The sequence below is a fragment of the Streptomyces sp. NPDC025273 genome (assembly GCF_040638585.1).
Classification (GTDB): Bacteria; Actinomycetota; Actinomycetes; order Streptomycetales; family Streptomycetaceae; genus Streptomyces; species Streptomyces cinereorectus.
On record NZ_JBEZYP010000001.1, the window covers coordinates 888,982 to 914,672 of the forward strand.

General features: G+C 70.0%; 24 protein-coding genes and 1 riboswitch. Of the genes, 16 read left to right on the plus strand and 8 right to left on the minus strand.

Annotated features, from left to right (window positions below; all coding sequences use genetic code 11):
- Window positions 1-50: 50 nt before the first annotated feature.
- Window positions 51-1,238, minus strand: coding sequence for a quinolinate synthase NadA (gene nadA / locus AB0F38_RS03890; protein WP_361886095.1), 1,188 nt, complete (start codon window positions 1,236-1,238; stop codon window positions 51-53).
- A 229-nt stretch (window positions 1,239-1,467) separates the two neighbouring features.
- Here nadA and AB0F38_RS03895 point away from each other — a divergent pair, with 229 nt between their 5' ends.
- Window positions 1,468-1,824, plus strand: coding sequence for an iron-sulfur cluster assembly accessory protein (locus tag AB0F38_RS03895; protein ID WP_056784314.1), 357 nt, complete (start codon window positions 1,468-1,470; stop codon window positions 1,822-1,824).
- A 77-nt stretch (window positions 1,825-1,901) separates the two neighbouring features.
- Here AB0F38_RS03895 and AB0F38_RS03900 read toward each other — a convergent pair whose 3' ends face one another.
- On the minus strand, window positions 1,902-3,368 hold the full coding sequence (locus tag AB0F38_RS03900; protein WP_361886098.1) for a hypothetical protein: 1,467 nt from the start codon (window positions 3,366-3,368) through the stop codon (window positions 1,902-1,904).
- 125 nt (window positions 3,369-3,493) lie between these two features.
- Entirely contained in the window at window positions 3,494-3,691 is a 198-nt protein-coding gene (locus tag AB0F38_RS03905) for a hypothetical protein (RefSeq protein WP_361886101.1), read from the minus strand.
- A gap of 158 nt (window positions 3,692-3,849) precedes the next feature.
- On the opposite strand from AB0F38_RS03905, the gene AB0F38_RS03910 reads away from it, so the two are divergent.
- Window positions 3,850-4,824, plus strand: coding sequence for a carbohydrate kinase family protein (locus AB0F38_RS03910; protein ID WP_361886104.1), 975 nt, complete (start codon window positions 3,850-3,852; stop codon window positions 4,822-4,824).
- A gap of 7 nt (window positions 4,825-4,831) precedes the next feature.
- Here the strand turns inward: AB0F38_RS03910 and AB0F38_RS03915 are convergent, their stop codons facing one another.
- Window positions 4,832-6,217: an aminotransferase class V-fold PLP-dependent enzyme gene (locus tag AB0F38_RS03915; protein WP_361886107.1), complete on the minus strand. Its 1,386-nt coding sequence runs from the start codon at window positions 6,215-6,217 to the stop codon at window positions 4,832-4,834.
- 271 nt (window positions 6,218-6,488) lie between these two features.
- Between AB0F38_RS03915 and coxB the strand changes: the two genes are divergently transcribed.
- The 4 genes from coxB to AB0F38_RS03935 all read left to right on the plus strand — a co-directional run bounded on the left by coxB (window position 6,489) and on the right by AB0F38_RS03935 (window position 10,964).
- Complete coding sequence (gene coxB / locus AB0F38_RS03920) at window positions 6,489-7,457, plus strand: cytochrome c oxidase subunit II (protein WP_361886110.1); 969 nt, start codon at window positions 6,489-6,491, stop codon at window positions 7,455-7,457.
- Entirely contained in the window at window positions 7,454-9,190 is a 1,737-nt protein-coding gene (gene ctaD, locus AB0F38_RS03925) for a cytochrome c oxidase subunit I (RefSeq protein ID WP_361886113.1), read from the plus strand. Before coxB ends, ctaD begins: the two co-directional genes overlap by 4 nt.
- Window positions 9,187-9,585: a cytochrome c oxidase subunit 4 gene (locus tag AB0F38_RS03930; RefSeq protein ID WP_361886116.1), complete on the plus strand. Its 399-nt coding sequence runs from the start codon at window positions 9,187-9,189 to the stop codon at window positions 9,583-9,585. The genes ctaD and AB0F38_RS03930 overlap by 4 nt, the downstream gene beginning before the upstream one ends.
- Before the next feature lie 125 nt (window positions 9,586-9,710).
- A complete protein-coding gene (locus AB0F38_RS03935; protein WP_361886119.1) occupies window positions 9,711-10,964 on the plus strand; it encodes an Ig-like domain-containing protein in 1,254 nt (417 codons plus the stop codon).
- Between the two features lie 48 nt (window positions 10,965-11,012).
- Here AB0F38_RS03935 and AB0F38_RS03940 read toward each other — a convergent pair whose 3' ends face one another.
- Window positions 11,013-11,414, minus strand: coding sequence for a hypothetical protein (locus tag AB0F38_RS03940; RefSeq protein WP_361886122.1), 402 nt, complete (start codon window positions 11,412-11,414; stop codon window positions 11,013-11,015).
- Between the two features lie 187 nt (window positions 11,415-11,601).
- Between AB0F38_RS03940 and AB0F38_RS03945 the strand changes: the two genes are divergently transcribed.
- From AB0F38_RS03945 to AB0F38_RS03970, 6 genes are all read left to right on the plus strand, one after another.
- Window positions 11,602-12,222: a heme-copper oxidase subunit III gene (locus AB0F38_RS03945; RefSeq protein WP_056784286.1), complete on the plus strand. Its 621-nt coding sequence runs from the start codon at window positions 11,602-11,604 to the stop codon at window positions 12,220-12,222.
- A 55-nt stretch (window positions 12,223-12,277) separates the two neighbouring features.
- A complete protein-coding gene (locus AB0F38_RS03950) occupies window positions 12,278-13,087 on the plus strand; it encodes a c-type cytochrome (protein ID WP_361886126.1) in 810 nt (269 codons plus the stop codon).
- Window positions 13,084-14,136, plus strand: a complete 1,053-nt coding sequence (locus AB0F38_RS03955; RefSeq protein WP_361886129.1) for a Rieske 2Fe-2S domain-containing protein — start codon at window positions 13,084-13,086, stop codon at window positions 14,134-14,136. The genes AB0F38_RS03950 and AB0F38_RS03955 overlap by 4 nt, the downstream gene beginning before the upstream one ends.
- Window positions 14,133-15,758 (plus strand): cytochrome bc complex cytochrome b subunit, encoded by a 1,626-nt coding sequence (locus tag AB0F38_RS03960; protein ID WP_361886132.1) that lies wholly within the window; start codon window positions 14,133-14,135, stop codon window positions 15,756-15,758. The genes AB0F38_RS03955 and AB0F38_RS03960 overlap by 4 nt, the downstream gene beginning before the upstream one ends.
- Window positions 15,759-15,881: 123 nt before the next feature.
- On the plus strand, window positions 15,882-16,946 hold the full coding sequence (trpD, locus tag AB0F38_RS03965) for an anthranilate phosphoribosyltransferase (protein ID WP_361886135.1): 1,065 nt from the start codon (window positions 15,882-15,884) through the stop codon (window positions 16,944-16,946).
- 137 nt (window positions 16,947-17,083) lie between these two features.
- A riboswitch (SAM riboswitch) is annotated at window positions 17,084-17,201 on the plus strand.
- A gap of 175 nt (window positions 17,202-17,376) precedes the next feature.
- Window positions 17,377-18,753: an aminotransferase class V-fold PLP-dependent enzyme gene (locus tag AB0F38_RS03970; protein WP_361886138.1), complete on the plus strand. Its 1,377-nt coding sequence runs from the start codon at window positions 17,377-17,379 to the stop codon at window positions 18,751-18,753.
- A gap of 61 nt (window positions 18,754-18,814) precedes the next feature.
- On the opposite strand, the gene AB0F38_RS03975 is transcribed toward AB0F38_RS03970, so the two are convergent.
- The gene (locus AB0F38_RS03975; protein ID WP_003969641.1) at window positions 18,815-19,096 is read right to left on the minus strand and encodes an Lrp/AsnC ligand binding domain-containing protein; all 282 of its coding nucleotides are present in this window, start codon (window positions 19,094-19,096) and stop codon (window positions 18,815-18,817) included.
- Window positions 19,093-19,833 (minus strand): rhomboid family intramembrane serine protease, encoded by a 741-nt coding sequence (locus tag AB0F38_RS03980; protein WP_361886141.1) that lies wholly within the window; start codon window positions 19,831-19,833, stop codon window positions 19,093-19,095. The genes AB0F38_RS03975 and AB0F38_RS03980 overlap by 4 nt, the downstream gene beginning before the upstream one ends.
- A 170-nt stretch (window positions 19,834-20,003) precedes the next feature.
- On the opposite strand from AB0F38_RS03980, the gene AB0F38_RS03985 reads away from it, so the two are divergent.
- From AB0F38_RS03985 to AB0F38_RS04000, 4 genes are all read left to right on the plus strand, one after another.
- Window positions 20,004-20,246, plus strand: a complete 243-nt coding sequence (locus AB0F38_RS03985; protein WP_361886144.1) for a hypothetical protein — start codon at window positions 20,004-20,006, stop codon at window positions 20,244-20,246.
- A gap of 37 nt (window positions 20,247-20,283) precedes the next feature.
- Window positions 20,284-21,645, plus strand: coding sequence for an NYN domain-containing protein (locus AB0F38_RS03990; protein WP_361886146.1), 1,362 nt, complete (start codon window positions 20,284-20,286; stop codon window positions 21,643-21,645).
- Between the two features lie 290 nt (window positions 21,646-21,935).
- Window positions 21,936-22,961 carry an NlpC/P60 family protein gene (locus tag AB0F38_RS03995; RefSeq protein WP_361886149.1) on the plus strand — a complete coding sequence of 342 codons (1,026 nt, stop codon included), beginning with the start codon at window positions 21,936-21,938 and terminating at the stop codon, window positions 22,959-22,961.
- A gap of 218 nt (window positions 22,962-23,179) precedes the next feature.
- Entirely contained in the window at window positions 23,180-24,433 is a 1,254-nt protein-coding gene (locus AB0F38_RS04000; protein ID WP_361886152.1) for a hypothetical protein, read from the plus strand.
- On the opposite strand, the gene AB0F38_RS04005 is transcribed toward AB0F38_RS04000, so the two are convergent.
- Window positions 24,390-25,622 carry a glycosyltransferase family 87 protein gene (locus AB0F38_RS04005; protein WP_361886156.1) on the minus strand — a complete coding sequence of 411 codons (1,233 nt, stop codon included), beginning with the start codon at window positions 25,620-25,622 and terminating at the stop codon, window positions 24,390-24,392. The two genes, AB0F38_RS04000 and AB0F38_RS04005, sit on opposite strands and share 44 nt — an antisense overlap.
- Window positions 25,623-25,691 lie beyond the last annotated feature (69 nt).

Here is a 25,691-nt window from a genome sequence, read left to right on the forward strand (position 1 = left end):
GCACCGGCGTTCGGGGGCCTTCCCCTCGGGCTTCCGGGGCCCGGCGATCCCTACGGCAGCGCCAGCATCCGCTCCAGGGCCAGCCTCGCGAACTTCTCCGTCTCCGGGTCGACCTGGATCCGGTTGACGAGGTTCCCCTCGGCCAGCGACTCCAGCGTCCACACCAGGTGCGGCAGGTCGATCCGGTTCATGGTCGAGCAGAAGCACACCGTCTTGTCGAGGAAGACGATCTCCTTGTCCTCCGCGGCGAAACGGTTCGCCAGACGGCGTACCAGGTTCAGCTCCGTACCGATGGCCCACTTCGAGCCGGCCGGAGCCGCTTCCAGGGCCTTGATGATGTACTCCGTCGAGCCCACGTGGTCCGCGGCCGCCACCACCTCGTGCTTGCACTCCGGGTGCACCAGGACGTTCACGCCCGGGATGCGCGCGCGTACGTCCTCGACGGACTCCACCGAGAACCGCCCGTGCACCGAGCAGTGCCCGCGCCACAGGATCATCTTCGCGTCGCGCAGCTCCTCGGCGGTCAGGCCGCCGTTCGGCTTGTGCGGGTTGTAGAGGACGCAGTCCTCCAGGCTCATGCCCATGTCCCGCACGGCCGTGTTCCGGCCCAGGTGCTGGTCCGGAAGGAAGAGGACCTTCTCCCCCTGCTCGAAGGCCCACTCCAGCGCGCGCTTCGCGTTCGAGGAGGTGCAGATCGTGCCGCCGTGCCGGCCGGTGAAGGCCTTGATGTCGGCGGAGGAGTTCATGTACGAGACCGGCACGACCTGCTCGGCGACGCCCGCCTCGGTCAGCACGTCCCAGCACTCGGCGACCTGCTCCGCGGTGGCCATGTCGGCCATCGAGCAGCCCGCCGCCAGGTCCGGAAGCACGACCTTCTGGTCGTCACCGGTCAGGATGTCCGCGGACTCGGCCATGAAGTGCACGCCGCAGAAGACGATGTACTCCGCCTCGGGCCGCGCGGCGGCGTCCCGGGCCAGCTTGAACGAGTCGCCGGTGACATCCGCGAACTGGATGACCTCGTCGCGCTGGTAGTGGTGCCCGAGGACGAAGACCTTGTCCCCGAGCTTCTCCTTGGCGGCGCGGGCGCGCTCCACCAGGTCCGGGTCGGACGGCGAGGGCAGGTCGCCGGGGCATTCGACGCCTCGCTCGCTCCTCGGGTCGGCCTCGCGGCCGAGCAGCAGCAGGGCGAGGGGCGTCGGTTGGACATCCAGGGGCTGGGCGGTGGTCACGACACGCACCCTTTCTTTTCTGCGAACTCTGCGAACAAGCCTTTTCGTCTAATTGACGCTATCTATCATAACCGCCGCACGTCGGATTGACGATGCCGATAGCGTCGATGTGACGCATCCCCCCGCGGGGGATTGTGCGAGCATGAAGGGAACAGACAAGCGCCTGGCCCGGAATGAATCCGCGGCCCCGATGGTTGGACCGTCGGCAAGCAGTCCGAACAACCCGGGAGAGAAGCAGATGTCCGTATCGGACGAGACCACCACCGTGAGCGACGGCATCCTCCTGTCCGACGCCGCCGCAGACAAGGTCAGGACCCTGCTGGAGCAGGAGGGCCGTGACGACCTCGCGCTGCGCGTCGCCGTGCAGCCCGGAGGCTGCTCGGGCCTGCGCTACCAGCTCTTCTTCGACGAGCGCTCGCTCGACGGCGACGTCGTGAAGGACTTCGGCGGAGTCAAGGTCGTCACCGACCGGATGAGTGCCCCGTACCTGGGCGGCGCCTCCGTCGACTTCGTGGACACGATCGAGAAGCAGGGCTTCACGATCGACAACCCGAACGCCACGGGCTCCTGCGCCTGCGGTGACTCCTTCAGCTGAGCCTGGTGCGTACGACGGCGGCGGCGCACCCGGGGGATCCGGGAGCGCCGCCGCCGCTGTGTGCGCGCACGGGGCCGTCAGCCGCGCGGCACCGCGGCTCCCGACACCGCGTCGACCACCTTCCGGTCGCCCAGCGGGGCGTCCAGCGTCACCGTCCGGGTCATTTCCTCGGCGATCAGGATGCACGCCCTGCCGGGCTCCGGCTCCGACTCGGTGACCGTGACCCGGACCGCCGTGCCGCTCTCCGCGGCGCGCGCCGCGTACGTGCTGCACACGCCGCCCCAGAAGGTCACCTTCAGCGTCCTGCCCTCGGCGCGGTACGAGATGATCTGCCGCTGCCCGGCCGTGGTGCCGTCCGAGCCCGTTCCCGGGTCCTGCGGGACCTTCGTGGGTTCCGGGGCCGGCCGGACGGTCTCCTTCGCCAGGTACTCCGGGGCCACCGCCACCCGCACGACCGTGTTCTCCGGGCCGCCCCCTCGGGGCCGTACGGAGAACAGCCACGAGGGCACGAGCACCCGCTCCCCGTCCGCGTAGCGCGCGGCGAGCCCCAGCGCCGCCTTCCCGACCGTCACCGTGGTGGTCTGCGGGGTGCCGCCCGGGCCTGAGCAGTCCGTCCCGTCCGGCGCGGCCGGGTCGCCCTCCAGCGGTACGGGGGTCGCGCAGCCGCCGGTACCGTCCTTCGCGGCCCGCCGGGCCTCCGCGTTCAGCTGCTTCAGCGCCTCCTCGGCACTGATCACCGGGTACGTGTCGCTCTTGTCCAGACCCTTCAGCTGCCCGCTGCCGCCGACGACCTCACCCCCGGGACCCACCTGGATCCCGGTCGACCAGCCGTACGTCGGAAGCCCGCCGACCACCGGGTCGGCGTTCACCACGCGTACGGAACCCATCAGCTGGCGGGCGTCGAGTGCGGCGTCGTCCTGCCCCACGGCCTTCAGCACCGGAAGCGCCGCGGCCCTGGCGGCCTTCTCGCTCACGGGCGAGCCGGTGCCCGGCGCGGGGTCCTTCGAGCAGACCGCGGCCGACTCGCACGCGTCCGGGCCACCGGAGGCGTACCGGGCGAAGGTCCAGGTGCCGGGAGCCTGCCCGGCCACCCGCAGAACCGGTCCCGACCCGTCCCCGTCACTGCCCACCTTCCAGGCGGTGCCCTCGGTACGCGGTGTTCCCGGCACCCCGAGCGCCTTCGCCAGCCGCGCCACCTCCGCCGCGGTCACCGCGCCCTTCGCGCGGTGCACGGCGGCCGTGTCCGGGCCGTCGGGCAGCTCGCCCGCGGCGCGGTAGACAGTCCCGCCGCCCCGGGGATCCGGCTCACCCGGAGCGATGCCCGTCGGAGGAGCCGACGGGCCGTCGTCCAGCGACAGCACGGGAGGCGAGCCGGTCCCGGGATCGGGGAGGAGTCCCGGGCCGGCCTCGCCCGCAGCCGTCGAGGCCCAGTAGGCGCCGCCGCCACCGGCCACCAGTACGGCTGCCGCCACCGAGGCCACGGCGAGCGGCGAACGCCGCCGCCGGGTACCGGTCACGTCATTCTCGGGTCGCTCGGTGCTCACCGGATCGCTCCTTCGACTGCATAGCCGCCACTGGCTCATCGCCCGTACCCCGAGTGGGGACAACGGTGGGACGGAGCAGGGGAGCGCACGGTTCCCCCGGCGGGCGCCGGGGCGCCGCCGGCCGGTCAGTCCCCGTAGTCGGACATGGCGTCGATCAGCCGGGCCGAGGAGGGCGGCACCGTGACCCCGTGGATCCGGGACGGCGCCACCGGCTCGGTGGCGGTCTTCGTGGGGACGACCCAGTGCGGCGCCATGCGTGCGCAGTCCCCGCGCAGCTCGGCCAGGCTCGTCTCGGACTCGCGCGGAACGATGTTGTTCGACATATCCGCACCGTACGCAGGGGGACCTCAGGTAGAAAGACCTACTATCGGGTAGTTTTCCCCTTCGGGGCCGGTCGCGATACCGGGTAGCGTGAACTGTCATGCCGTCCCGGAGGGGGCGCTCACGCGTTCCCTTCGCCTTCCGCAGGAGCAGCCTCCCCGTGCGCATTGCAGTCACCGGCTCCATCGCCACCGACCACCTCATGACCTTCCCCGGCCGATTCGCCGACCAGTTCGTCGCGGACCAGCTGCACACGGTCTCGCTCTCCTTCCTGGTCGACAACCTCGACGTGCGCCGCGGAGGCGTCGGCGCCAACATCGCCTTCGGTATGGGTCTGCTCGGCACCCGGCCCATCCTGGTCGGCGCCGCCGGGGCGGACTTCGACGAGTACCGCGCCTGGCTCGACCGGCACGGCGTCGACACCGGCTCGGTGCGCATCTCCGAGGTCCTGCACACGGCCCGCTTCGTCTGTACGACGGACTCGGACCACAACCAGATCGGCTCCTTCTACACCGGTGCGATGAGCGAGGCCCGGCTGATCGAGCTGAAGAGCGTCGCCGACCGGGTCGGCGGCCTCGACCTCGTCTCCATCGGCGCCGACGACCCCGAGGCGATGCTGCGCCACACGGAGGAGTGCCGCTCCCGGAACATCCCCTTCGCCGCGGACTTCTCGCAGCAGATCGCCCGGATGAACGGCGACGAGATCCGGATCCTCCTCGACGGCGCCACGTACCTCTTCTCCAACGAGTACGAGAAGGGGCTCATCGAGTCCAAGACCGGCTGGAGCGACGAGGAGATCCTCTCCAAGGTCGGCCACCGCGTCACCACGCTCGGCGCCCGCGGCGTCCGCATCGAGCAGGCCGGCGAGGACCCGATCGAGGTCGGCTGCGCCGAGGAGGAGCGGAAGGCCGACCCGACCGGTGTCGGCGACGCGTTCCGGGCCGGTTTCCTCTCCGGCCTCGCCTGGAACGTCGGCCTCGAGCGCGCCGCCCAGGTCGGCTGCATGCTCGCGACCCTGGTCATCGAGACGGTCGGCACCCAGGAGTACACCCTGCGCCGGACCCACTTCATGGACCGTTTCACCAAGGCGTACGGGGACGAGGCGGCCACCGAGGTCCGGGCTCACCTCTCCTAGGGCGGGCTCACAGGAGCCGGCGGACCACGTAGGCCGAGCCCCGGTCCGCCGGCTCCTCACCCACGTACTCCTGCTCGCGCATCTCGCACCAGGCGGGAATGTCGAGCCGGGCGGCCTCGTCGTCGGCGAGGACCGTCACCGTGCCGCCCACGGGTACCTCTCCGATCACCTTTGCGAGTTCGATCACCGGGACCGGGCAGCGCCTGCCCAGCGCGTCGACGACCAGCGACGCACGCGGTGCGGGGGAGGGGGCCGCCGAGGTCGGCGCGCCGAGCCGCTCCCGTACCCCGGCCACCACGCCCGGAAGCACCGCGAGGAAGCGGTCGACCTCGGCCCCGGTGGTCCCGTACGGAAGCGAGACCCGGATGTTTCCCTCCGTGAGCACCCCCATCGCCTTGAGGACATGGCTCGGCGTCAGGGTGCTGCTCGTGCAGGATGAACCGGACGAAACAGAGAATTCCGCCCGGTCCAGTTCGTGGAGCAAGGTCTCCCCGTCGACATAGAGACAGGAGAAGGTGACCAGGTGCGGCAGCCGCCGCACCGGATCACCGACCACCTCCACGTCGGGCACCAGGCCGCCACCCACCGCGGCCCGGATACGGTCCACCAGGGCGCGCAGCCGTACGGACTCCTCGGCGGCCCCGGCGCGTACCGCGCGCAGGGAGGCCGCCGCCGCCACGACGGCCGGAATGTTCTCGAAGCCGGCTGCCCGGCCCGACTCCCGCTCGTCGGCCGGGCCTTGGGGTGCGAACCTGACGCCCTTGCGGACCGCGAGCAGCCCGACCCCGGCCGGCCCGCCCCACTTGTGGGCACTGGCGGTCAGCAGCGACCAGCCGTCCGGCACCGGTCCCCAGCCCAGCGACTGGGCGGCGTCCACCAGCAGCGGCACGCCCGCCGCCGCACAGATCTCCGCGGTCCCGGCCACCGGCTGCTCGGTCCCCACCTCGTGGTTCGCGGACTGCAGGCAGGCCAGCGCGGTGTCCGCGCGCAGCGCCGCGCCGAATCCGGAGGGGTCGACCGCCCCGGACCGGTCCACCGGCACTTCGGTGAACGATCCGCCGGCGGCCTCCAGCGCCGCGGCCGCGTGGAGCACCGACGAGTGCTCGACCGCGGAAAGGACCAGATGGCGGCCGACACGCCGACGGCCGGAAAGAGCCCCGGCGATCGCGGAGTGCACCGCACGCGTTCCCGACGAGGTGAAGACGAGCTCGTCGGGCCGGCATCCGACCGCCTCCGCCGCGGCCTCCCGGGCCGCGTCCAGCAGCAGCCCGGCCCGCCGCCCCTCACGGTAGAGCCGGGCCGGATCGGCCCAGCCCTCGTCCAGGGAGGCAAGCAGTGCCTGGCGGGCGACGGGATGCAGGGGGGCGGAGGAAGCGGCATCGAAGTAGGACACACCGCCACGCTAGCCCGCGCGGCGCGTCACCCGGGGACGGGCCGGTGCCCGACGGGGGAGAGGGGGCGTCAGACAGCGGCCGGAGGCCCGGATTCCACCCCTTCGGGGTGTCGGGCGGCGCGTTGGGCACCCTCCCCGCGCGACCCCAAATAGCGTCCAGTAGGGTTTGGTCCGCATAAACATCCAAACCCCTGCCCGCGTCAGGGCCGGCGACCGACCAAGCGAAACGGCCGCGCCGACCGTGCGGGCGAGACTCTCGGGAAGGCGCTACGTGAGTCCCAACGGCTCCGACCGCTCGTCGCGGCGCCCGATGCGGCGGAAGCTGCCGCAGGTGCTGACTGCGGCCCTGGTTCTGGCGACAGCCTCCGGTTGTGAATACAACTGGGAGGATTTCCCCCGCCTCGGTATGCCCACCCCGGTAACGGAAGAGGCCCCTCGGATCCTCTCCCTCTGGCAGGGCTCGTGGGCGGCAGCGCTCGCCACGGGTGTCCTGGTCTGGGGGCTGATCCTGTGGAGCGTCATCTTCCACCGGCGTAGCAGGACCAAGGTGGAGGTACCTCAGCAGACCAGGTACAACATGCCCATCGAGGCGTTGTACACAGTGGTCCCCCTCATCATCGTCTCGGTGTTCTTCTACTTCACCGCACGCGATGAGTCGAAGCTCCTCGAGCTCAGCCCGAAGCCCGCCCACACCATCAACGTGGTCGGCTACCAGTGGAGCTGGGGCTTCAACTACATCGAGAACGTGGAGGGCCAGCCCTCCGCCGGCGGCGAGATCCCGAAGGAACTCGACGCCATCCCCGACAAGTACCGCAAGGACTTCCCCAAGGACGCCGGCGGCGTCTACGACGTGGGCATCCCCGGTACGCGCAACCCGCAGAACGGCAACCCGGGTCCGACCCTGTGGCTGCCGAAGGGTGAGAAGGTCCGCTTCGTGCTGACTTCGCGTGACGTCATCCACTCCTTCTGGGTGGTGCCGTTCCTCATGAAGCAGGACGTCATTCCGGGCCACACCAACGCCTTCGAGGTGACTCCGAAGAAGGAGGGCACCTACATGGGTAAGTGCGCCGAGCTCTGCGGCGTCGACCACTCCCGGATGCTCTTCAACGTCAAGATCGTCTCTCCCGAGCGTTACCGGCAGCACCTCAAGGAGCTGGCGGAGAAGGGTCAGACGGGCTACGTGCCGGCAGGCATCGAGCAGACGGACCCGGCCAGGAATGCGGAGACGAACACACTGTGAGCATCCTCAACGAATCCCAGGGTGCCGCGGCAGCAGACGACTCGTTCGAGGACGAGCTGCCGGTACGGCGCAAGCAGCCGGGGAGCGTGGTCGTCAAGTGGCTGACCACCACCGACCACAAGACCATCGGCACGATGTACCTGGTCACCTCGTTCGCGTTCTTCTGCATCGGCGGTCTCCTGGCGCTCTTCATGCGCGCCGAGCTGGCCCGCCCGGGTACGCAGATCATGTCGAACGAGCAGTTCAACCAGGCGTTCACGATGCACGGCACGATCATGCTGCTGATGTTCGCGACGCCGCTCTTCGCCGGGTTCGCGAACTGGATCATGCCGCTGCAGATCGGCGCGCCCGACGTGGCGTTCCCGCGGCTGAACATGTTCGCGTTCTGGCTGTACCTCTTCGGTTCGATCATCGCGGTGTCCGGTTTCCTCACCCCGCAGGGCGCGGCGGACTTCGGATGGTTCGCCTACTCCCCGCTGTCGGACGCGGTCCGCTCGCCGGGCATCGGCGCCGACATGTGGATCATGGGCCTGGCCTTCTCCGGCTTCGGCACGATCCTCGGTGCGGTCAACTTCATCACCACGATCATCTGCATGCGCGCGCCCGGCATGACGATGTTCCGCATGCCGATCTTCACCTGGAACGTCCTGCTGACGGGTGTCCTGGTCCTGCTGGCCTTCCCGGTCCTGGCCGCGGCACTCTTCGCGCTGGAGGTCGACCGGAAATTCGGCGCACACATCTTCGACGCCTCAAATGGCGGCGCGTTGCTCTGGCAGCACCTCTTCTGGTTCTTCGGACACCCTGAGGTGTACATCATCGCCCTGCCGTTCTTCGGCATCGTTTCCGAGATCATTCCGGTGTTCAGCCGGAAGCCGATGTTCGGTTACGTCGGCCTGATCAGCGCGACGATCGCCATCGCCGGCCTTTCGGTGACCGTGTGGGCGCACCACATGTACGTCACCGGCGGTGTGCTGTTGCCGTTCTTCTCGTTCATGACATTCCTGATCGCGGTGCCGACCGGTGTGAAGTTCTTCAACTGGATCGGCACGATGTGGAAGGGGTCGTTGTCCTTCGAGACACCGATGCTCTGGTCGGTCGGCTTCCTGATCACCTTCGCCTTCGGTGGCCTGACCGGCGTGATCCTGGCCTCGCCGCCGCTGGACTTCCACATCTCCGACTCGTACTTCGTCGTCGCGCACTTCCACTACGTGGTGTTCGGCACCGTGGTCTTCGCGATGTTCGCCGGATTCCACTTCTGGTGGCCGAAGTTCACCGGAAAGCTGCTGGACGAGCGGCTGGGCAAGATGACGTTCTGGACGCTGTTCGTCGGCTTCCACGGCACGTTCCTGGTGCAGCACTGGCTCGGCGCCGAGGGCATGCCGCGTCGCTACGCGGACTACCTCGCCGCCGACGGCTTCACCGCGCTGAACACGATCTCGACGGTCTCCTCGTTCGTGCTCGGCCTGTCGATGCTTCCGTTCTTCTACAACGTGTGGAAGACCGCGAAGTACGGCAAGAAGGTCGAGGTCGACGACCCGTGGGGCTACGGCCGTTCGCTCGAATGGGCGACGTCCTGCCCGCCCCCGCGGCACAACTTCCTCAGCCTGCCGCGGATCCGTTCCGAATCCCCGGCGTTCGACCTGCACCACCCGGAGATCGCGGCGCTCGAGCAGCTCGACCACCTCTCCGAGGGTGACAAGGTCCTCGTCGGCGGCAAGGAGGACGGCAAGTGAAGATCCAAGGCAAGCTCTTCCTCTGGCTGAGCGTCTTCATGCTGGTCATCGCCGTCACGTACGGCGTCTGGGCCAAGGAGCCGGTGGGTACCACCGCGCTTCTCCTGTCCTTCGGACTGACCGTCATGATCGGCTTCTACCTGGCCTTCACGGCCAACAGGGTCGACCAGATGGCCCAGGACAACAAGGAAGCCGACATCGCGGACGAAGCCGGTGACGTGGGCTTCTTCTCCCCGCACAGCTGGCAGCCGCTCTCGCTGGCCATGGGTGGCGCCTTCCTGTTCCTGGGCGTCGTCTTCGGCTGGTGGCTGGCCTACTTCTCGGCCCCGCTGCTCCTGATCGGTCTCTTCGGCTGGGTCTTCGAGTACTACCGGGGCGAGAACCGCACCCAGTAGCACCGCGCCGTTCACGGACGGCCGCACCCGTACGGGGGCCCGTACCGCTCGTCGCCGAGCGGTACGGGCCCCCGTTTGCAGTCATTGAACGCGCTGGATCGGATGAATCTTCTTAGCGTGGGTTCATGAACCACACGCCGCGCATCCGCACCCTGGTGAGCTGCACTCTGCTGGTCGTGACCCTGGTTGCAGGTGCGACCGCCTGTGGCGAGCCCGATGGCCATCCACTGTCCCTGAAGCCGCACGACGCGGCCGACCTGGTCAGCTTCAACGGTCCCGCCAAGGACGAGAAGGCCGACCCCGACAGGCCCCTCGAAGTCACCGTCAAGGACGACGACGCCCGCATCACGGACGTGACGGCCGTCGACACGGACGGCCGGCACCTGGCGGGCGAACTCGACGCCGACGGGAAGCGCTGGCACTCCACCGCCTCGCTCGCGGCCGGCACCCGGTACACGGTCAAGGTCTCCACGGAGGACGGCGACGGCGCCCCGGGCGCCCGTACCTACGCCTTCGGTACGACCTCGGCGAAGAAGTTCCTGAAGGTCGCCTTCGGCCCGCAGGCGGGCACCTACGGCGTCGGACAGCCCGTGACGGCGGAACTCAGCGCTCCGGTCACCGGCCGGGCGGCCCGGGCCACCGTGGAACGCGGGCTCCAGGTCCGGTCCACCCCCGCCGTCACCGGCTCCTGGTACTGGGTCGACGACAAGAACCTGCACTACCGGCCCAAGGAGTACTGGCCCGCCGACGCCACCATCGACGTCCGCAGCAACCTCAAGGGCATAAAGGTCACCAACGCCCTCTACGGAGCCGCCGCGAAGCCCCTCAAGCTCGCCACGGGCGACCGCATCGAGGCCATCACCGACGCCTCGGACCACTCCATGACGGTCCTGCGCAACGGAGAGGTGATCAACACCATCCCGGTGACCACGGGCAAGCCCGGGTTCTCCACCCGCAACGGCGTCAAGGTCGTGCTGGGCAAGGAGTACTACGTACGCATGCGCGGGGAGAGCATCGGCATCGCCGCCGGCTCGTCCGAGTCGTACGACCTCCCGGTCTACTACGCCACCCGGGTCACGTGGAGCGGTGAGTACGTCCACGCGGCCCCCTGGTCGACGGGCGCACAGGGCAACGCCAACGTCAGCCACGGCTGCACGGGGATGAGCACCGCCGACGCCGAATGGTTCTTCGACACCGTGCGTGAGGGCGACATCGTCAAGGTCGTCGGCAGCGAGGGCGAGACGATGACGCCGTTCGACAACGGCTTCGGCGACTGGAACCTGCCCTGGGACAGCTGGCAGAAGGGCAGCGCGCTGCGGAGCGGCACCCCGGACGCCGGCACCGACGTCCAGACGGCGCGGCTGCGCCCCCAGGTCTGATCCGGCCGGGGAGTGCGCCGCGCCGGGGAGGAACCGTACGCGGCCCGGTCAGGCCTGGACGGACAGCCTCTGGCGCAGCAGGGAGGCCAGGGCGTCCGCGAAACCGACCGGGTCGACCGGATGCGTCACCGCCGCGTCCGCGCGGCTCCAGGTGGCCAGCCAGGCGTCCTGCGGGCGCCCGATCAGCAGCAGCACGGGCGGGCAGTCGAAGATCTCGTCCTTGATCTGCCGGCACACGCCCATACCGCCCGCGGGCGCCGTCTCGCCGTCCAGCACGCAGACGTCCACACCGCCCCGGTCGAGCGCGCTCAGGACCGCGGGCAGCGTGGCGCACTCCAGGAACTCCACCGCGGGCACGTCCGCCGCGGGCCTGCGGCCGGCTGCCAGCTTCACCTGCTCGCGGGTGTTGGCGTCGTCGCTGTAGACCAGGACCGTGGCGGTCGGCTGCATTGTTCCTCCGTGACATCTGTGTCTTCGGGGCTCTCGGGGCATGAACCGATGGGCGGATCGTACTCCGGTGGACAGCCTGTCAGCACCGGTAATGACAGCGTTTCGATGGGCCGTTCGGTGAGGACACACTCCACTGACACACCGAACAGCACCCCCCGGAGTGAGGGCGGGATAAGCGACCGACATAATGTCGGTCGTGGCGACAGCAACGACAGTAGAAACCGGGCACGCGCACCCGTCGGTCAATCGGCCGAACCTCACCAGCGTCGGAACCATCATCTGGTTGAGTTCCGAGCTGATGTTCTTCGCGGCCCTCTTCGCGATGTACTTCACCCTGCGATCGGTGATGGGACCCGACCACTGGAAGGAGATGGCCGACCATCTGAACTTCCCGTTCTCGGCGACGAACACCACGATCCTGGTGCTTTCCTCTCTCACCTGCCAGCTCGGCGTCTTCGCCGCGGAGCGGGGCGATGTGAAGAAGCTCCGCACCTGGTTCATCATCACGTTCGTGATGGGTTCGATCTTCATCGGAGGTCAGGTCCTCGAGTACACCGAGCTGGTCAAGGACGCGGGTCTCTCCCTGTCCTCCGACCCGTACGGCTCGGTGTTCTACCTGACGACCGGCTTCCACGGTCTGCATGTGACAGGCGGTCTCATCGCCTTCCTGCTCGTTCTGGGCAGGACATACGCGGCCTCGAGGTTCACCCACGAGCAGGCCACCGCGGCCATCGTCGTGTCCTATTACTGGCACTTCGTCGATGTCGTCTGGATCGGCCTGTTCGCCACGATCTACATGATCAAGTAACCGGGCTCGCACCCACCCACCATCGACGCAGAAGATCCTGACACCGGGGTAATCCGTGAAAAAGCTCTCCGCACGACGACGCCATCCGCTGGCGGCGGTCGTCGTACTACTCCTCGCGCTGGCGGCTACCGGGGGGCTGTACGCCGCGTTTGCTCCTGCGGGTAAGGCGCAGGCCGACGAAACCGCCCAGTCCCTCGCGATCGACGAGGGCAAGAAGCTCTATTCCGTAGGCTGCGCCAGCTGCCACGGAACCGGCGGTCAGGGCACCACCGACGGGCCGTCCCTCGTGGGCGTCGGCTCCGCCGCCGTCGACTTCCAGGTCGCTACCGGACGTATGCCGGCGCAGCAGCCGGGTGCCCAGGTACCGAAGAAGCCGGTCATCTACACCCAGGCCGAGATCGACCAGCTCGCGGCGTACGTCGCGTCGCTGGGTGCCGGTCCGATCACGCCGACCGAGAGCCAGGTCGACCCCGCGGGCGCGGACGTGGCCAAGGGCGGCGACCTGTTCCGCACCAACTGTGCGCAGTGCCACAACTTCACCGGCAAGGGCGGCGCGCTGACCAACGGCAAGTACGCCCCGGCCCTCGACGGCGTGAGCCCGAAGCACATCTACGAGGCCATGCAGACCGGCCCGCAGAGCATGCCCTCCTTCCCGGACAGCACCATGCCGGAGCAGGAGAAGAAAGACATCATCGCGTACATCAAGACCGTCAACGGTGATGAGTCCCCGACCCCCGGCGGACTCGCGCTCGGTGGCCTCGGCCCTGTCAGTGAAGGTCTCTTCGGCTGGATCTTCGGCCTGGGCGGTCTGATCGCCATCGCCGTATGGGTCGCGGCCCACACCGCTAAGGCCAAGAAGTCATGAGTAGCCAACAGATTCCAGAAAAGAACCTGCCGGTAGAGCAGGGCACCGCGCACGGCGCGGTGGAGGTTGCGGACGACCCGTTCGCCGACCCGGGGCTGCCGGCCCACAAGCCGCGCATCCAGGACATCGACGAACGGGCCGCGAGGCGCTCCGAGCGAGCCGTCGCGTTCATGTTCACGCTGTCCATGCTGTCGACGATCGGCTTCATCGCCTCCTACGTCATCTTCCCGGTCGACCAGATCGTCTTCATCTGGCCGCTCGGCCACGTGAGCGCGCTCAACTTCTCCCTGGGGATGACCCTGGGTCTGGCGCTCTTCCTCATCGGCGCGGGCGCCGTCCACTGGGCGCGCACCCTGATGTCCGACGTGGAGGTCGCCGACGACCGGCACCCCATCGAGGCGGAGCCCGAGGTCAAGGCCAAGGTCATGGCCGACTTCGCGGCCGGTGCCAAGGAGTCCGCGATCGGGCGGCGGAAGCTGATCCGCAACACCATGTTCGGCGCGCTGGCCCTGGTGCCGCTCTCCGGTGTGGTGCTGCTGCGCGACCTCGGTCCGCTGCCGGAGAAGAAACTCCGCAAGACCCTGTGGGCCAAGGGCAAGCAGCTCGTCAACATGAACACCATGGAGCCGCTGCGTCCCGAGGACATCGTCGTCGGTTCGCTGACCTTCGCCATGCCCGAGGGCCTGGAGGAGGACGCGCACGACTTCCAGACGCAGATCGCCAAGGCCGCCCTGATGATCATCCGCATCGAGCCGGACAACATCAAGGACAAGCGTGAGCGCGAGTGGGCCCACGAGGGAATCGTGGCCTTCTCCAAGATCTGTACCCACGTCGGCTGCCCGATCAGCCTGTACGAGCAGCAGACGCATCACGTGCTCTGCCCGTGCCACCAGTCCACCTTCGACCTCTCCGACGGCGCCCGCGTCATCTTCGGTCCGGCCGGTCACGCCCTCCCGCAGCTGCGGATCGGTGTGAACAGCGAGGGCAACCTCGAGGCGCTCGGTGACTTCGAAGAGCCCGTCGGTCCTGCCTTCTGGGAGCGCGGATGAGTACTGCGACGGAAACACAGCGCAAGGCGCCCGCCGGTGAGCGGGTGGCCGACTGGGCGGACGGCCGGCTGGGCATCTACGGCCTCGCCAAGGCCAACATGCGCAAGATCTTCCCGGACCACTGGTCCTTCATGCTCGGCGAGATCTGCCTCTACAGCTTCATCATCATCATCCTCACGGGTGTGTATCTGACGCTGTTCTTCAACCCGAGCATGAACGAGGTCGTCTACCACGGCTCGTACGAGCCGATGCAGGGCATCCGCATGTCCGCGGCGTACGCGTCGACGCTGGACATCAGCTTCGACGTCCGTGGTGGTCTGCTGGTCCGCCAGATCCACCACTGGGCCGCGATCATCTTCCTCTCCGGCATGTTCGTGCACATGTTCCGGGTGTTCTTCACCGGGGCGTACCGCAAGCCGCGTGAGATCAACTGGCTGTTCGGCTTCCTGCTGTTCGTGCTCGGCATGTTCACCGGGTTCACCGGCTACTCGCTCCCGGACGACCTGCTCTCCGGTACGGGTGTGCGCTTCACGCAGGGCGCGATCCTGGCCATGCCGCTCGTCGGTACGTACATCTCGATGTTCCTGTTCGGCGGGGAGTTCCCTGGGACCGAGATCATCTCGAGGTTCTACTCGATCCACATCCTGCTGCTGCCGGGCATCATGCTCGGTCTCGTGGTCGCCCACCTCATCCTGGTGTTCTTCCACAAGCACACGCAGTTCGCGGGTCCGGGCCGGACGAACAAGAACGTCGTCGGCATGCCGCTGCTGCCGGTCTACATGGCGAAGGCCGGAGGGTTCTTCTTCCTGGTCTTCGGATTCATCGCGATCCTCTCCGCGATCGCCACGATCAACCCGATCTGGGCGCTCGGCCCCTACCGGCCCGACCAGGTGTCCACGGGCGCCCAGCCGGACTGGTACATGGGCTTCGCGGAAGGCTTCGTCCGTGTGATGCCGGGCTGGGAGATCAACCTCTGGGGCTACACGCTGGCCCTGGGCGTGCTCATCCCGCTGGTTCTCTTCGGTGTCGTCCTCGCGGCGCTGGCGCTCTATCCGTTCATCGAGTCGTGGATCACCGGGGACAAGCGCGAGCACCACATCCTGGACCGTCCGCGCAACGCTCCGACCCGTACCGGCCTCGGTGTCGCCTGGGTGACGGTCTACTTCGTCATGCTGATCGGCGGCGGCAACGACATCTGGGCGACGCACTTCCACCTGTCGCTCAACGCGATCAGCTGGTTCGTCCGGATCGCCTTCTTCGTCGGCCCGGTCCTGGCGTTCATCGTCACCCGGCGGATCTGCCTCGGCCTCCAGCGCCGCGACAAGGAGAAGGTGCTGCACGGGCGCGAGTCCGGCACCATCAAGCGCCTGCCGCACGGTGAGTTCGTGGAGATCCACGAGCCGCTCAGCCCGGCGCAGCTGCACACGCTCACGGCGCACGAGCAGTACAAGCCGTTCGAGATCGGCCCCACGGTCGACAAGAACGGTGTCGAGCGCAAGCCGTCGGCGCTGCAGAGGCTGCGGGCCAGGCTCAGCAGGAGCTACTACGGCGAGAACAACCAGATCGCCAAGCCCACCGCCGAGGAGTACAAGGAGATCACCAGCGGCCACGGCCACCACTGATCACCTCAGCTGAACGCCACAGCAGGAGCCCCGTCCATTCGATGGACGGGGCTCTTCGCCGTCCCCGGGGCTGGATAGGGTGTGCAGCGACCCCTTACCGGCAGTGGACCCCAGGAGCGGACCATGAACGTGGTGACCCCGGACGGCGGCGACAGCGTGGCGGCCCGTTCCTGGCCCGGCGTGCTGACCCCGCTCCTGCGCGGCGAGAGCCTGACCGCCGAGGACACCGCGTGGGCCATGGACCGCATCATGAGCGGCGAGGCCACCGATGTGCAGATCGCCGGATTCGCGGTCGCGCTGCGGGCCAAGGGAGAGACCGTCGACGAGGTCACCGGCCTCGTGAACGCCATGTACGCGCACGCCCGGACCATCCACGTGCCCGGCCGCACGGTCGACATCGTGGGCACCGGCGGGGACCTGGCCAAGACGGTCAACATCTCCACCATGTCGGCGATCGTGATCGCGGGGACCGGCGCCAAGGTCGTCAAGCACGGCAACCGCGCCTCCTCCTCGGCGAGCGGTGCCTCCGACGTCCTGGAGAAGCTCGGCGTCAGTCTCGAACTCACGCCGCAGCGCGTGGTCGAGGTCGCGGAGGAGGCGGGCATCACCTTCTGCTTCGCCGTGAAGTTCCACCCCGCCCTGCGGTACGCGGCCAGGGCACGCAAGGAGCTCGGCACACAGACCACCTTCAACATCCTGGGCCCGCTCACCAACCCGGCCCGGGTACGGTCCCAGGCCGTCGGGGTCGCCGACCTGAGGATGGCGCCCATCGTCGCGGGCGTGCTCGCCGACCGCGGCAATTCGGCGCTCGTCTTCCGGGGCGACGACGGTCTCGACGAGCTGACCACCACGGCGGCCTCCCGGGTCTGGATCGTCCGGGACGGCACCGTGCGGGAGGAGCGGTTCGACCCGCGTGACGTCGGCCTGGAGCTGGTGCCGGTCGAGGCGCTGCGCGGCGCCGACGCCTCGTACAACGCGGATGTGGCCCGCCGGCTGCTGGACGGGGAGACCGGTCCGGTACGCGACGCGGTCCTGCTCAACTCGGCCGCCGCGCTGGTCGCCCTCGACCCGGGCGAGGGCACGCTGAACGAGCAGATCGCCGCCGGGATCGCGCGGGCCGCCGAGTCGATCGATTCGGGTGCGGCCAAGCGCGCGCTGGAGCGCTGGGTGGCCGCGAGCAACGCGTAGGTCCCTTCGTCCGGGCCGTGTTCCGATCCGGCCGACGGGTCCGGAGCGGCCCGGGGTGTACGAGGTGCAGCAGGGCGCGGTCCGGATCGCGGACCGCGCCCTTGCGCGTACGGACGGGTATGGCAAGATGCTGCGCAGGTCATGAGTGACAGCGACTACGGCCCCGGCCCGCTGTCCGGCAACCCTCCGTCCGTGGCGGGGTGCCCCGGGTGAAGACCGGGCCGCAGGCAGTGAGGTCTGCGGCAAGCGCGGGCCCCTCGGCATCTGTGTATGCCAACCCCCGGGGTCCTGGTCCCTAGGGAGCCTCTTGTGAGCAAGCGAATGCGCTAGGGCTCCACGCCCTTCTCCGCACCTGTGTCTTTTCCTTCTTCCCCGTGCTGCCGCGTATCGCCGGCGCGAGGATTTCGCCTGCCTGTTACGGGAGTTCGCCATGTCCGTCTCCACCGCTGCCCTCGACCAGTCCTTTTGTGCGCCGTTGCCGGTCCTGGGTGCCGATGTCACTGTTCCGCTGGTGACGGGTGGTGACGTCACCTATGCCGCCCTCGACTACGCGGCGAGTTCCCCGGCTCTGCGGCGGGTGTGGGACGACGTGGCCGCCTACGCCCCGTACTACGGCAGCGTGCACCGCGGCGCCGGGTACCTCTCGCAGCTCTCCACCGACCTCTTCGAGAGCAGCCGCACGACGGTCGCGGACTTCCTCGGCTGCCGCCCCGAGGACCAGGTGGTCTTCACCCGTTCGACGACGGACTCCCTCAACCTGCTCGCCGCCACACTGCCCGCCGACTGCCAGGTCTTCGTCTTCGAGACCGAGCACCACGCCTCGCTGCTGCCCTGGCGCGATGCCCGGGTGACGTACCTCGACGCCCCGCGTACCCCGGCCGAGGCCGTCGCGACGCTGGAGCGGGCGCTGGCCGGGCGGGAGCCCCACGGGCCGGCGCTCGTCTGCGTGACCGGCGCGTCCAACGTCACCGGTGAGCTGTGGCCGGTCGGGAAACTGGCCGCCGCCGCCCATGCCCACGGTGCGCGGATCGTGCTGGACGCGGCGCAGCTGGCGCCCCACCACCCGGTGGACATCGCGGAGCTGGACGTCGACTGGGTCGCCTTCTCCGGGCACAAGCTGTACGCGCCGTTCGGCTCGGGCGTCCTCGCGGGCCGCGCCGACTGGCTGCGGGACGCGGAGCCGTACCTCGCCGGCGGCGGCGCCTCGCGCAAGGTCGCCCGGCGCACCGACGGCGGCGTGGACGTGGAGTGGCACACCACGGCGGCCCGGCACGAGGCGGGATCGCCCAACGTCATCGGCGTCCACTCCATCGCCGCCGCCTGCAGGGCCCTGACCGAGGCCGGGTTCGACCGGCTGGTCGCCCGCGAGCAGCGGCTCGTCTCCCGGGTCCGCGAGGGACTGGCGGAGGTTCCCGAGGTCAAGGTGCTCTCGCTGTTCGGCGACGACGCCCCGCGGGTCGGCGTCATCTCGTTCGTCGTCGAGGGCTGGAGCAGCTCGCACTTCGCCGCGGCACTCTCCGCGGAGTACGGCATCGGGGTGCGCGACGGACTGTTCTGCGCCCACCCGCTCGTCCGGACGCTGCTGGGCAGCGAGCCGCAGGACCCGGGCGAGTGCGGTGCGCCCGAGGCCGAGCCGGGGGAGGGGTCGCTCAACGCCATCCGGGTGAGCTTCGGAGCCGGTACGCCGGACGAGCACATCGAGCGGTTCCTGGGCGCGGTCCGGGAGCTGGTGGGCGCGGGCGCGCGGTGGACCTACCGCACGGAGGACGGACGCTGCGTCCCGGACCGGGGCGCGGCACAGGTCTGACGGGACCGCGTACGGCTTCGGCCGGGGACGAGGGGTGCCGCGTCCCCGGCCCGAAGCATTGCTAGGCGTCGAGACCGATGGCGAAGGCCGCCTCGAGGTCGTGCTGCGAGTACGTACGGAAGGCGACGTGGGTGTCGGTGCCCTCGACGCCCGGGATCTTGCTGATGCGGCCGGGGATGACGTCGGCCAGATCGTCGTGCCTGGCCACCCGGACCATGGCGATCAGGTCGTACGTGCCGGTGACCGAGAAGACTTCGCTGACGCTGTCCAGCGCGGCAATGGCCTCGGCGATCTCGGGAATCCGGTCCACGCTGGTTTTGATGAGCACGATCGCGGTGATCACGGCTTGCTTTCTCCCTCGGTGGCCCTGGCTGGAGCCTTCACCCTAACCCCACCCCGGAAGCGCCCCCAGGAGTAGAGGAACCCCGCGGCGAAGCCCGCCACATGGGCGAGATACGCCACGCCCGGACCGCTGCCCGCGCTCCGCGCCGCCAGCCACTGCAGGACGAACCAGAACACGAGCACGATCCATGCGGGGAAGCGCAGCGGCAGGAAGAAGAGGAACGGGAAGAGGCTGGTGACCCGGGACCGGGGGAAGAGGTGGAGGAACGCGCCGAGCACCGCCGAGATCGCCCCCGACGCGCCGACCAGGGTCTGGTCGGAATCGGGGTGCACGACCGCGTAGACCACCAGGGCGAAGTAGCCGCAGCAGACGTAGAAGAAGGCGAACTCGGCGCGGCCCATGCGCTCCTCGGCCATCGAGCCGAACACGTACAGGAAGAGCATGTTGCCCAGCAGGTGCAGCCAGCTGCCGTGCACGAAGAGCGCCGTGAGCGGGGTGAGGGCCGCGTGGGCGGAGCCGTCCAGGAGTTCGCTGGGGATCACGCCCCACCGCTCGAAGTAGCCGGCCTGCGCCGCGAGCAGGGCGTCGGCGGAGCCGCGGACCGGGGCGAGGCCGGAGAGCGGGCTGAGCAGGAAGACGGCGCAGCACAGCGCGATGAGCCCGTAGGTGACCGGCGCGGTCACCGCCCCCGGTTCCCTGGCCCGGATCCGCCGGCCGGCCTCCCGCCAATCGATCACGCACAGAGCATGACGTACCGGGAGGCAGAGGGACGGACCGCCTCGCCGTGTCGATGGGTATGCGCCAGGCCGTAGGGTTACCTGAGGACATCCGCAGTTCGACGGCGCACCGCGAGATCGAAGACCTGGGCACCCACGGGACTCGACGAACGACGAAAGAGGACGCAACGATGACGACGGTTCCCCTGCCGACGGACGGGACCCGCTGGCGCTGCACGCTCTGCGGCAACCTCACCCGGTTCGATGTGACGCGCTCCTCCAAGGTCGTGGAGTACGTACATCTCGACCTGGCCGGGAAGCCGAGTGTCGAGGAGCGCGAGGTGGTCAGTGAGACCATCGAGTCGGTCCGCTGCCGTTGGTGCAACGCGGTGGATCAGATCGAGCTGGTCGACAGGCCGGGTGCCGACTCCTGACGGGGCCGCGCGGACAGACACATTGGGGTGATGGATGGTGGAGCAGCCGACAGGCGGCGCCCGGCCGGCCGACGCGGCCGGCGGTGCCGCGGAGTCGCTCGACCGTCCCCTGCCCGAGGGCGTGCGCCGCAAGGTCGTGGCGCTCGTCTCGGACGCCTTCGGTGGCCTGACCGTCGGCGAACTCCCCACGCAGCTCCGGCAGTACGCCCGGTTCACCCCGAGCAGGCGGGCCAAGTTCGCGGGTAACGCGATGGCTGCCGCGCTGGAGGGCGACCCGGAGTTCCGCCGGCGCATCGGGGAGCGGATCGGTCAGACCCAGCCGGAGTTGGCCGGCGCGCTGGAGTCCGGTGCGCCGCCGGCCGCGGCCGATCCCGTCGACGTGGCCGCCGCCGCCTACGTGCTGCGGCCGGCCGGCTGGGTCAAGCTGGTGGCCGCCGCCGGCGAGGAGGTCCAGCGGGCCGACGCCGAGCGGGCCGACGAGGAGACCCGGCTCGAGGTGGAGCGGCTCCGCGAGGAGCTGGCCGCCGCGCGCGGCCAGATCAGGGCCGAGACCGAACGGCTCCGCGCGGAGCTGGACGCGTCCCGCAAGGAGGCCGAGTCCCTGCAGCGCAAGCTGCGCAGCGCCCTCAGCGAGGTGAAGCGCGGCGAGGCGGCCCTGCGCAGGAGCGGCGCCGAGAGGGACGTGGTGCGTGTGGAGGCCGCGGCCCAGGTCTCCGCGGCCGAGAGCGAGTCCCGGCGGCTCAAGGCGCGCCTCGCCGAGGCGGAGACCGCCGTCGAGGCGGGCCGCAGGGCTGCCAGGGAGGGGCGTTCGGTCGAGGACATGCGGCTGAGGCTGCTCCTGGACACCGTGCTGGACGCCGCGCAGGGGCTCCGCCGCGAACTGGCCCTGCCGCCCTCGTCGATCCGCCCGGCGGATGGCGTCGACGCGGTGGAGCCGGGCCGGATGTCGCCGAAGGACATCGCGGCCAGAGCCCTTTCGGAGACCGATCCGGCCCTGCTCGACCAGCTCCTCGCGCTGCCGCAGGCGCATCTCATCGTCGACGGCTACAACGTCACGAAGACCGGCTATCCGCAGATGCCGCTGGAGAAGCAGCGGTTGCGGCTCCTGGGCGGGCTCTCGGTCCTCGCCGCCCAGACCGGCGCCGAGATGACCTGTGTCTTCGACGGCGCCGAGCTGGCCGCCCCGGTGCTGCTCGCGCCGCCGCGGGGGGTTCGTGTGCTGTTCAGCAAGGCGGGGGTGACCGCCGACGAGCTGATCAGGCAACTGGCCCGTGCCGAACCGCCGGGCAGACCCGTCGTGGTGGTCTCCACCGACCGTGAGGTGGCCGACGGAGTGGCGAAGGCGGGAGCCAGACCGGTCGCGTCCGCCTTGCTCCTGAAGCGGCTTTCACGCGTCTAGTGCCTCATGTGTGACATGGGTGACTTGCCGGAATTTGCGGAACGTACCGTCAACTGGTCGCTACACGCCGTGCGATGAAAGTAAAGAAGTGCCAGATGTGACGAGATTTTTCTTGCGAGGATTTGAACTGATCACAAGATGGTCACTAGGGTCAGGCCTCGAACCTTCGCACGGATGATCGCCCACCCGGGGTGACGGCGAAGGAACCGCCGAATCCGTGACGTGTACGGAGCCGGGGATCAGTCCCCCACAGCCCGGTAGGCGGCTCGAGGAAGAAGGAGCTCGCCTTCGTGGCGTCCCACCGTCGTCCCAAGCAGCCGAGCCGCACCCGCGTGACCGTGCTCACCGCGACCGCCGCTGCGGCCGTGGCCCTGACTTCTCAGGCCGCCCACGCCGACCCCAAGCCGACCAAGAGCGAGGTCAAGGCGAAGGTCGACAAGCTCTACCACGAGGCTGAGGTCGCCACCGAGAAGGCCAACGGCGCCGAGGAGGCGCAGGGCAAGCTCAAGAAGCAGGTCGACGCTCTGCAGGACAAGGTCGCCCGCGGCCAGGACGAGCTCAACACCCTGCGCGGCGAGCTCGGTTCGCTCGCCACCGCGCAGTACCGCTCCGGTGGTCTCGACCCGTCCGTCCAGCTGCTGCTCTCCTCGGACCCGGACGACTTCCTCGACCAGGCCTCCGCCCTCGACCAGCTGACGGCCAAGCAGGCCGAGTCGCTGCAGAAGATCCAAGCGAAGCAGCGTGCCCTGGCGCAGCAGCGCAAGGAAGCCCAGGCGAAGATGGGCGACCTCGCCGACGTCCGCAAGACGCTCGACGAGAACAAGAAGAAGCAGCAGGGCAAGCTCGCCGACGCCCAGAAGCTGCTCAACACCCTCACCGCCGCCGAGCGGGCCAAGATGGACGCGGACGAGCAGCGCGCCAGCCGCGCCGCGGGTGAGCGGGTCCAGCTCGGCAACGAGGTCCCCGCCTCGGCCCTCGGCGCAGCAGCCCTCCAGGCCGCCTCCACGCAGCAGGGCAAGCCGTACGTCTCCGGCGGCACCGGCCCCAACTCGTTCGACTGCTCGGGTCTGACCCAGTGGGCGTACGCCCAGGCCGGCGCCCAGATCACGCGCACCACGTACACCCAGATCAACGACGGCACGCGGATCGGCCGCGGCGCCCTCAAGCCGGGCGACCTGGTGTTCTTCAACAACACGTCGCACGTGGGCCTGTACGCGGGCAACAACCAGATCCTGCACGCCCCCAAGCCGGGCACCGTGGTCCGTTACGAGTCGATGGACTACATGGGCACCTTCCAGTTCGGCGTGCGGATCTGACGCCCGGACGGGCCGGTTCCCGCACCCCTCGCTGACACCCGCCCCGCCGGAGACCCACAGGTCACCGGCGGGGCGTCGCCGTGTCGTCCGCCGCGCGGCCCAGGCATGGGGAACGGGCAGGTCGTCCAGGCCCCCGCCCGGGTACCCCGGTGCGCTGCGACCGCGTCGGCATGATGCCCGCCTCCCGGTCACCCGCGTCCGACCGTACGATCGGCTGGATGGCTGTTCGGACGCAGGACGCGCGGCGGGGGCGTACCCGCAGACGGAGCACGGCGGGCGCCGTGCTCGCCGGACTGCTGCTCGCGTCCGCCTGCGCCGCGCCCCGGGACACCGCGGACGGCATCACGGCCGAGGAGATCGGCGCCACCCTGGACCGGCGCGCCGCCGCCGTCATGGAGCACGACACCGGCGCCTACCTGGCCGCGCTCGACCCGCGGGCCGAGGCCTTCCGGGAGGCCCAGCGCACCGAGCTGCGCAATCTGGCCGACGTGCCCCTGGAGTCCTGGGCGTACAAGGTGAACGGCGTCTCCGGGACGGGCAACGGCCGGGTCAGCGCCGAGGTCGAGCTCCGCTACCGGTTCAAGGGCTACGACCACGCCCCCATGTCCTCGTCCCGCACCGTGGAGCTGGTGCGCCGCGGCGCCGACGGCCCCTGGTACATCGCCGCCGACCGGGCCGGCAAGGACACTCCGGGGCTGCTCTGGCAACAGGGCGACGTCGAAGTCGTACGGGGCACGCACAGCCTCGTCCTGGGGGTCGGCCGCCCGGCGCAGGAGCTGCGCCGGATCGCCGGCGCCGCGGACCGGGCCGTGCCCGCCGTCTCCGGCGCCTGGCCGGAGCCGTGGGCGGGGCGGGTCGTGGTGCTCGTACCCGGGTCGGTGGAGGACATGGCGGATCTCCTCGGCTCACCCGTGACGAGCTACCGGGGCATAGCGGCCGTCACGACGGGCGAGGTGGGCGGCAGCGGCCGGCGGCCCGCGGACCGGGTGATCGTCAACCCGCAGGCGTACGGAATGCTCGGCGAGTTCGGGCAGCGGGTCGTCCTCACCCACGAGACCACCCACGTGGCGACCCGGTCCCACACCTCCGCCGCCACGCCCGTCTGGCTCTCCGAGGGCTTCGCCGACCGGACCGCCTACCGCCAGGAGAGCCGCACCGCCCAGGAGCTCGCCCCCGGGCTGGCGGAGGCGGTACGGCGCGGTGACCTGCCCGCGCGGCTGCCGGTGGACGAGGACTTCGGTTTCGGCGGGGACGCGGACACGCTCGCGAGGGCGTACGAGGGCGGCTGGCTGGCCTGCGAGCTGATCGTGCGGGACTGGGGCGAGGAGGAGCTGATCGCCTTCTACAAGGCCGTCGGGGCCCGTTCCGGGCGGGACGGGGCGGTGGAGCACGCCCTGCAGAGGGTGCTCGGCACGACACCGCAGGACTTCACGGCGCGCTGGCGGGAGTATCTGCGCGACCGGCTCGGCTGACCCGCGCCGCCTCCGCCCGCCCGCCCCGCGCACCGGGGACGGTCCCGCCCCACAGCCGCCACCCGGCGGTCAGCGTCGCGGCGACCAGCAGCCCGTTGCGTACGGCCAGCAGCGCCACGCCCCGCCCGTCACTGGCCACCACGTGCGCGAAACCCAGCGGGAACTCCAGCAGGGTGACGCCGGTGGCCACCAGGACCAGGCACGCGGGCAGCGCCATCCGGCTGCCGCGGAAGACCAGGCACACCGCGGCGAGACCGACCAGCCACACCAGGTACTGGGGGCTGATGACCCGGCTGGTCGTGGTGAACAGCAGCACCGCGGTGAACGCCGCGTCCGCCGGGGTGTGCACCACGAACCTCCGGGCCCGCAGCCGCCACACCAGCAGCCAGGCGAGGGCGAGCACGCTCAGCCACAGTGCCAGCGTGCTCACCAGGGCGACGTGCGGGCCGGTGAACTCCATCGAGCCGTAGCGCAGTTCCACCCCGCCCTCCCAGCCGTAGCGCCGCGCGACATGGATGACCAGCGCCCCCAGCGACTCGATCTCCAGGCCCCGGTCCCGCTGGAACGTCAGGAACGCGAACGCGCCCGGCAGGGCCAGTGCCGCCACCAGGGCGAGTCCACCGGCCGTCACCGCCGCGGCCGGCCAGGCGCGCCGGGTCGCCCGCCCCCGCGCGGTGCCCACCAGCAGCAGCACCGGCCACACCTTCAGCAGCGCGCCGAACGCGGCCAGCGCGCCCAGCACCCGCGGGTGGCGCACCCCGGCCAGCAGCGCCGCCACCGCGACGGCCGTCACCATCAGGTCGTACCGGGCGTACACGGTCGGACCGAGCAGCGGTACACCCACCACCCACACCCAGGCGCCCGCGGCACGCGTGCGGGGCCGCCCTGCCGCGTACAGCAGCAGCCCGAGCACCAGCGCGTCACAGAGCAGTACGAGGACGAAGAAGGCGGACGCGTACTCCAGGAAGGGCAGCAGGGCCGGGGACAGCACGGCCAGCGCGGCGGCGGGCGGATACTGCCAGGTGACGTCGTCCAGCGGGTACGAGCTGGCGAGGAACACCTCGTACCAGCCGTGGTAGATCACCGACACATCGCTCGTGACGTCCGGGCCCGGCACGGTGAACACCTTGAAGACGCAGAGCAGCAGCGCCGCTCGGGTGAGGGTCCAGGTCGCGAGGGACAGACGCATGAGCCTCATGATGCCGCCCCGGGCTGTGCGGGAGCCGTCGGACAGGGCCGCGCGGACGCCCGGTACTGT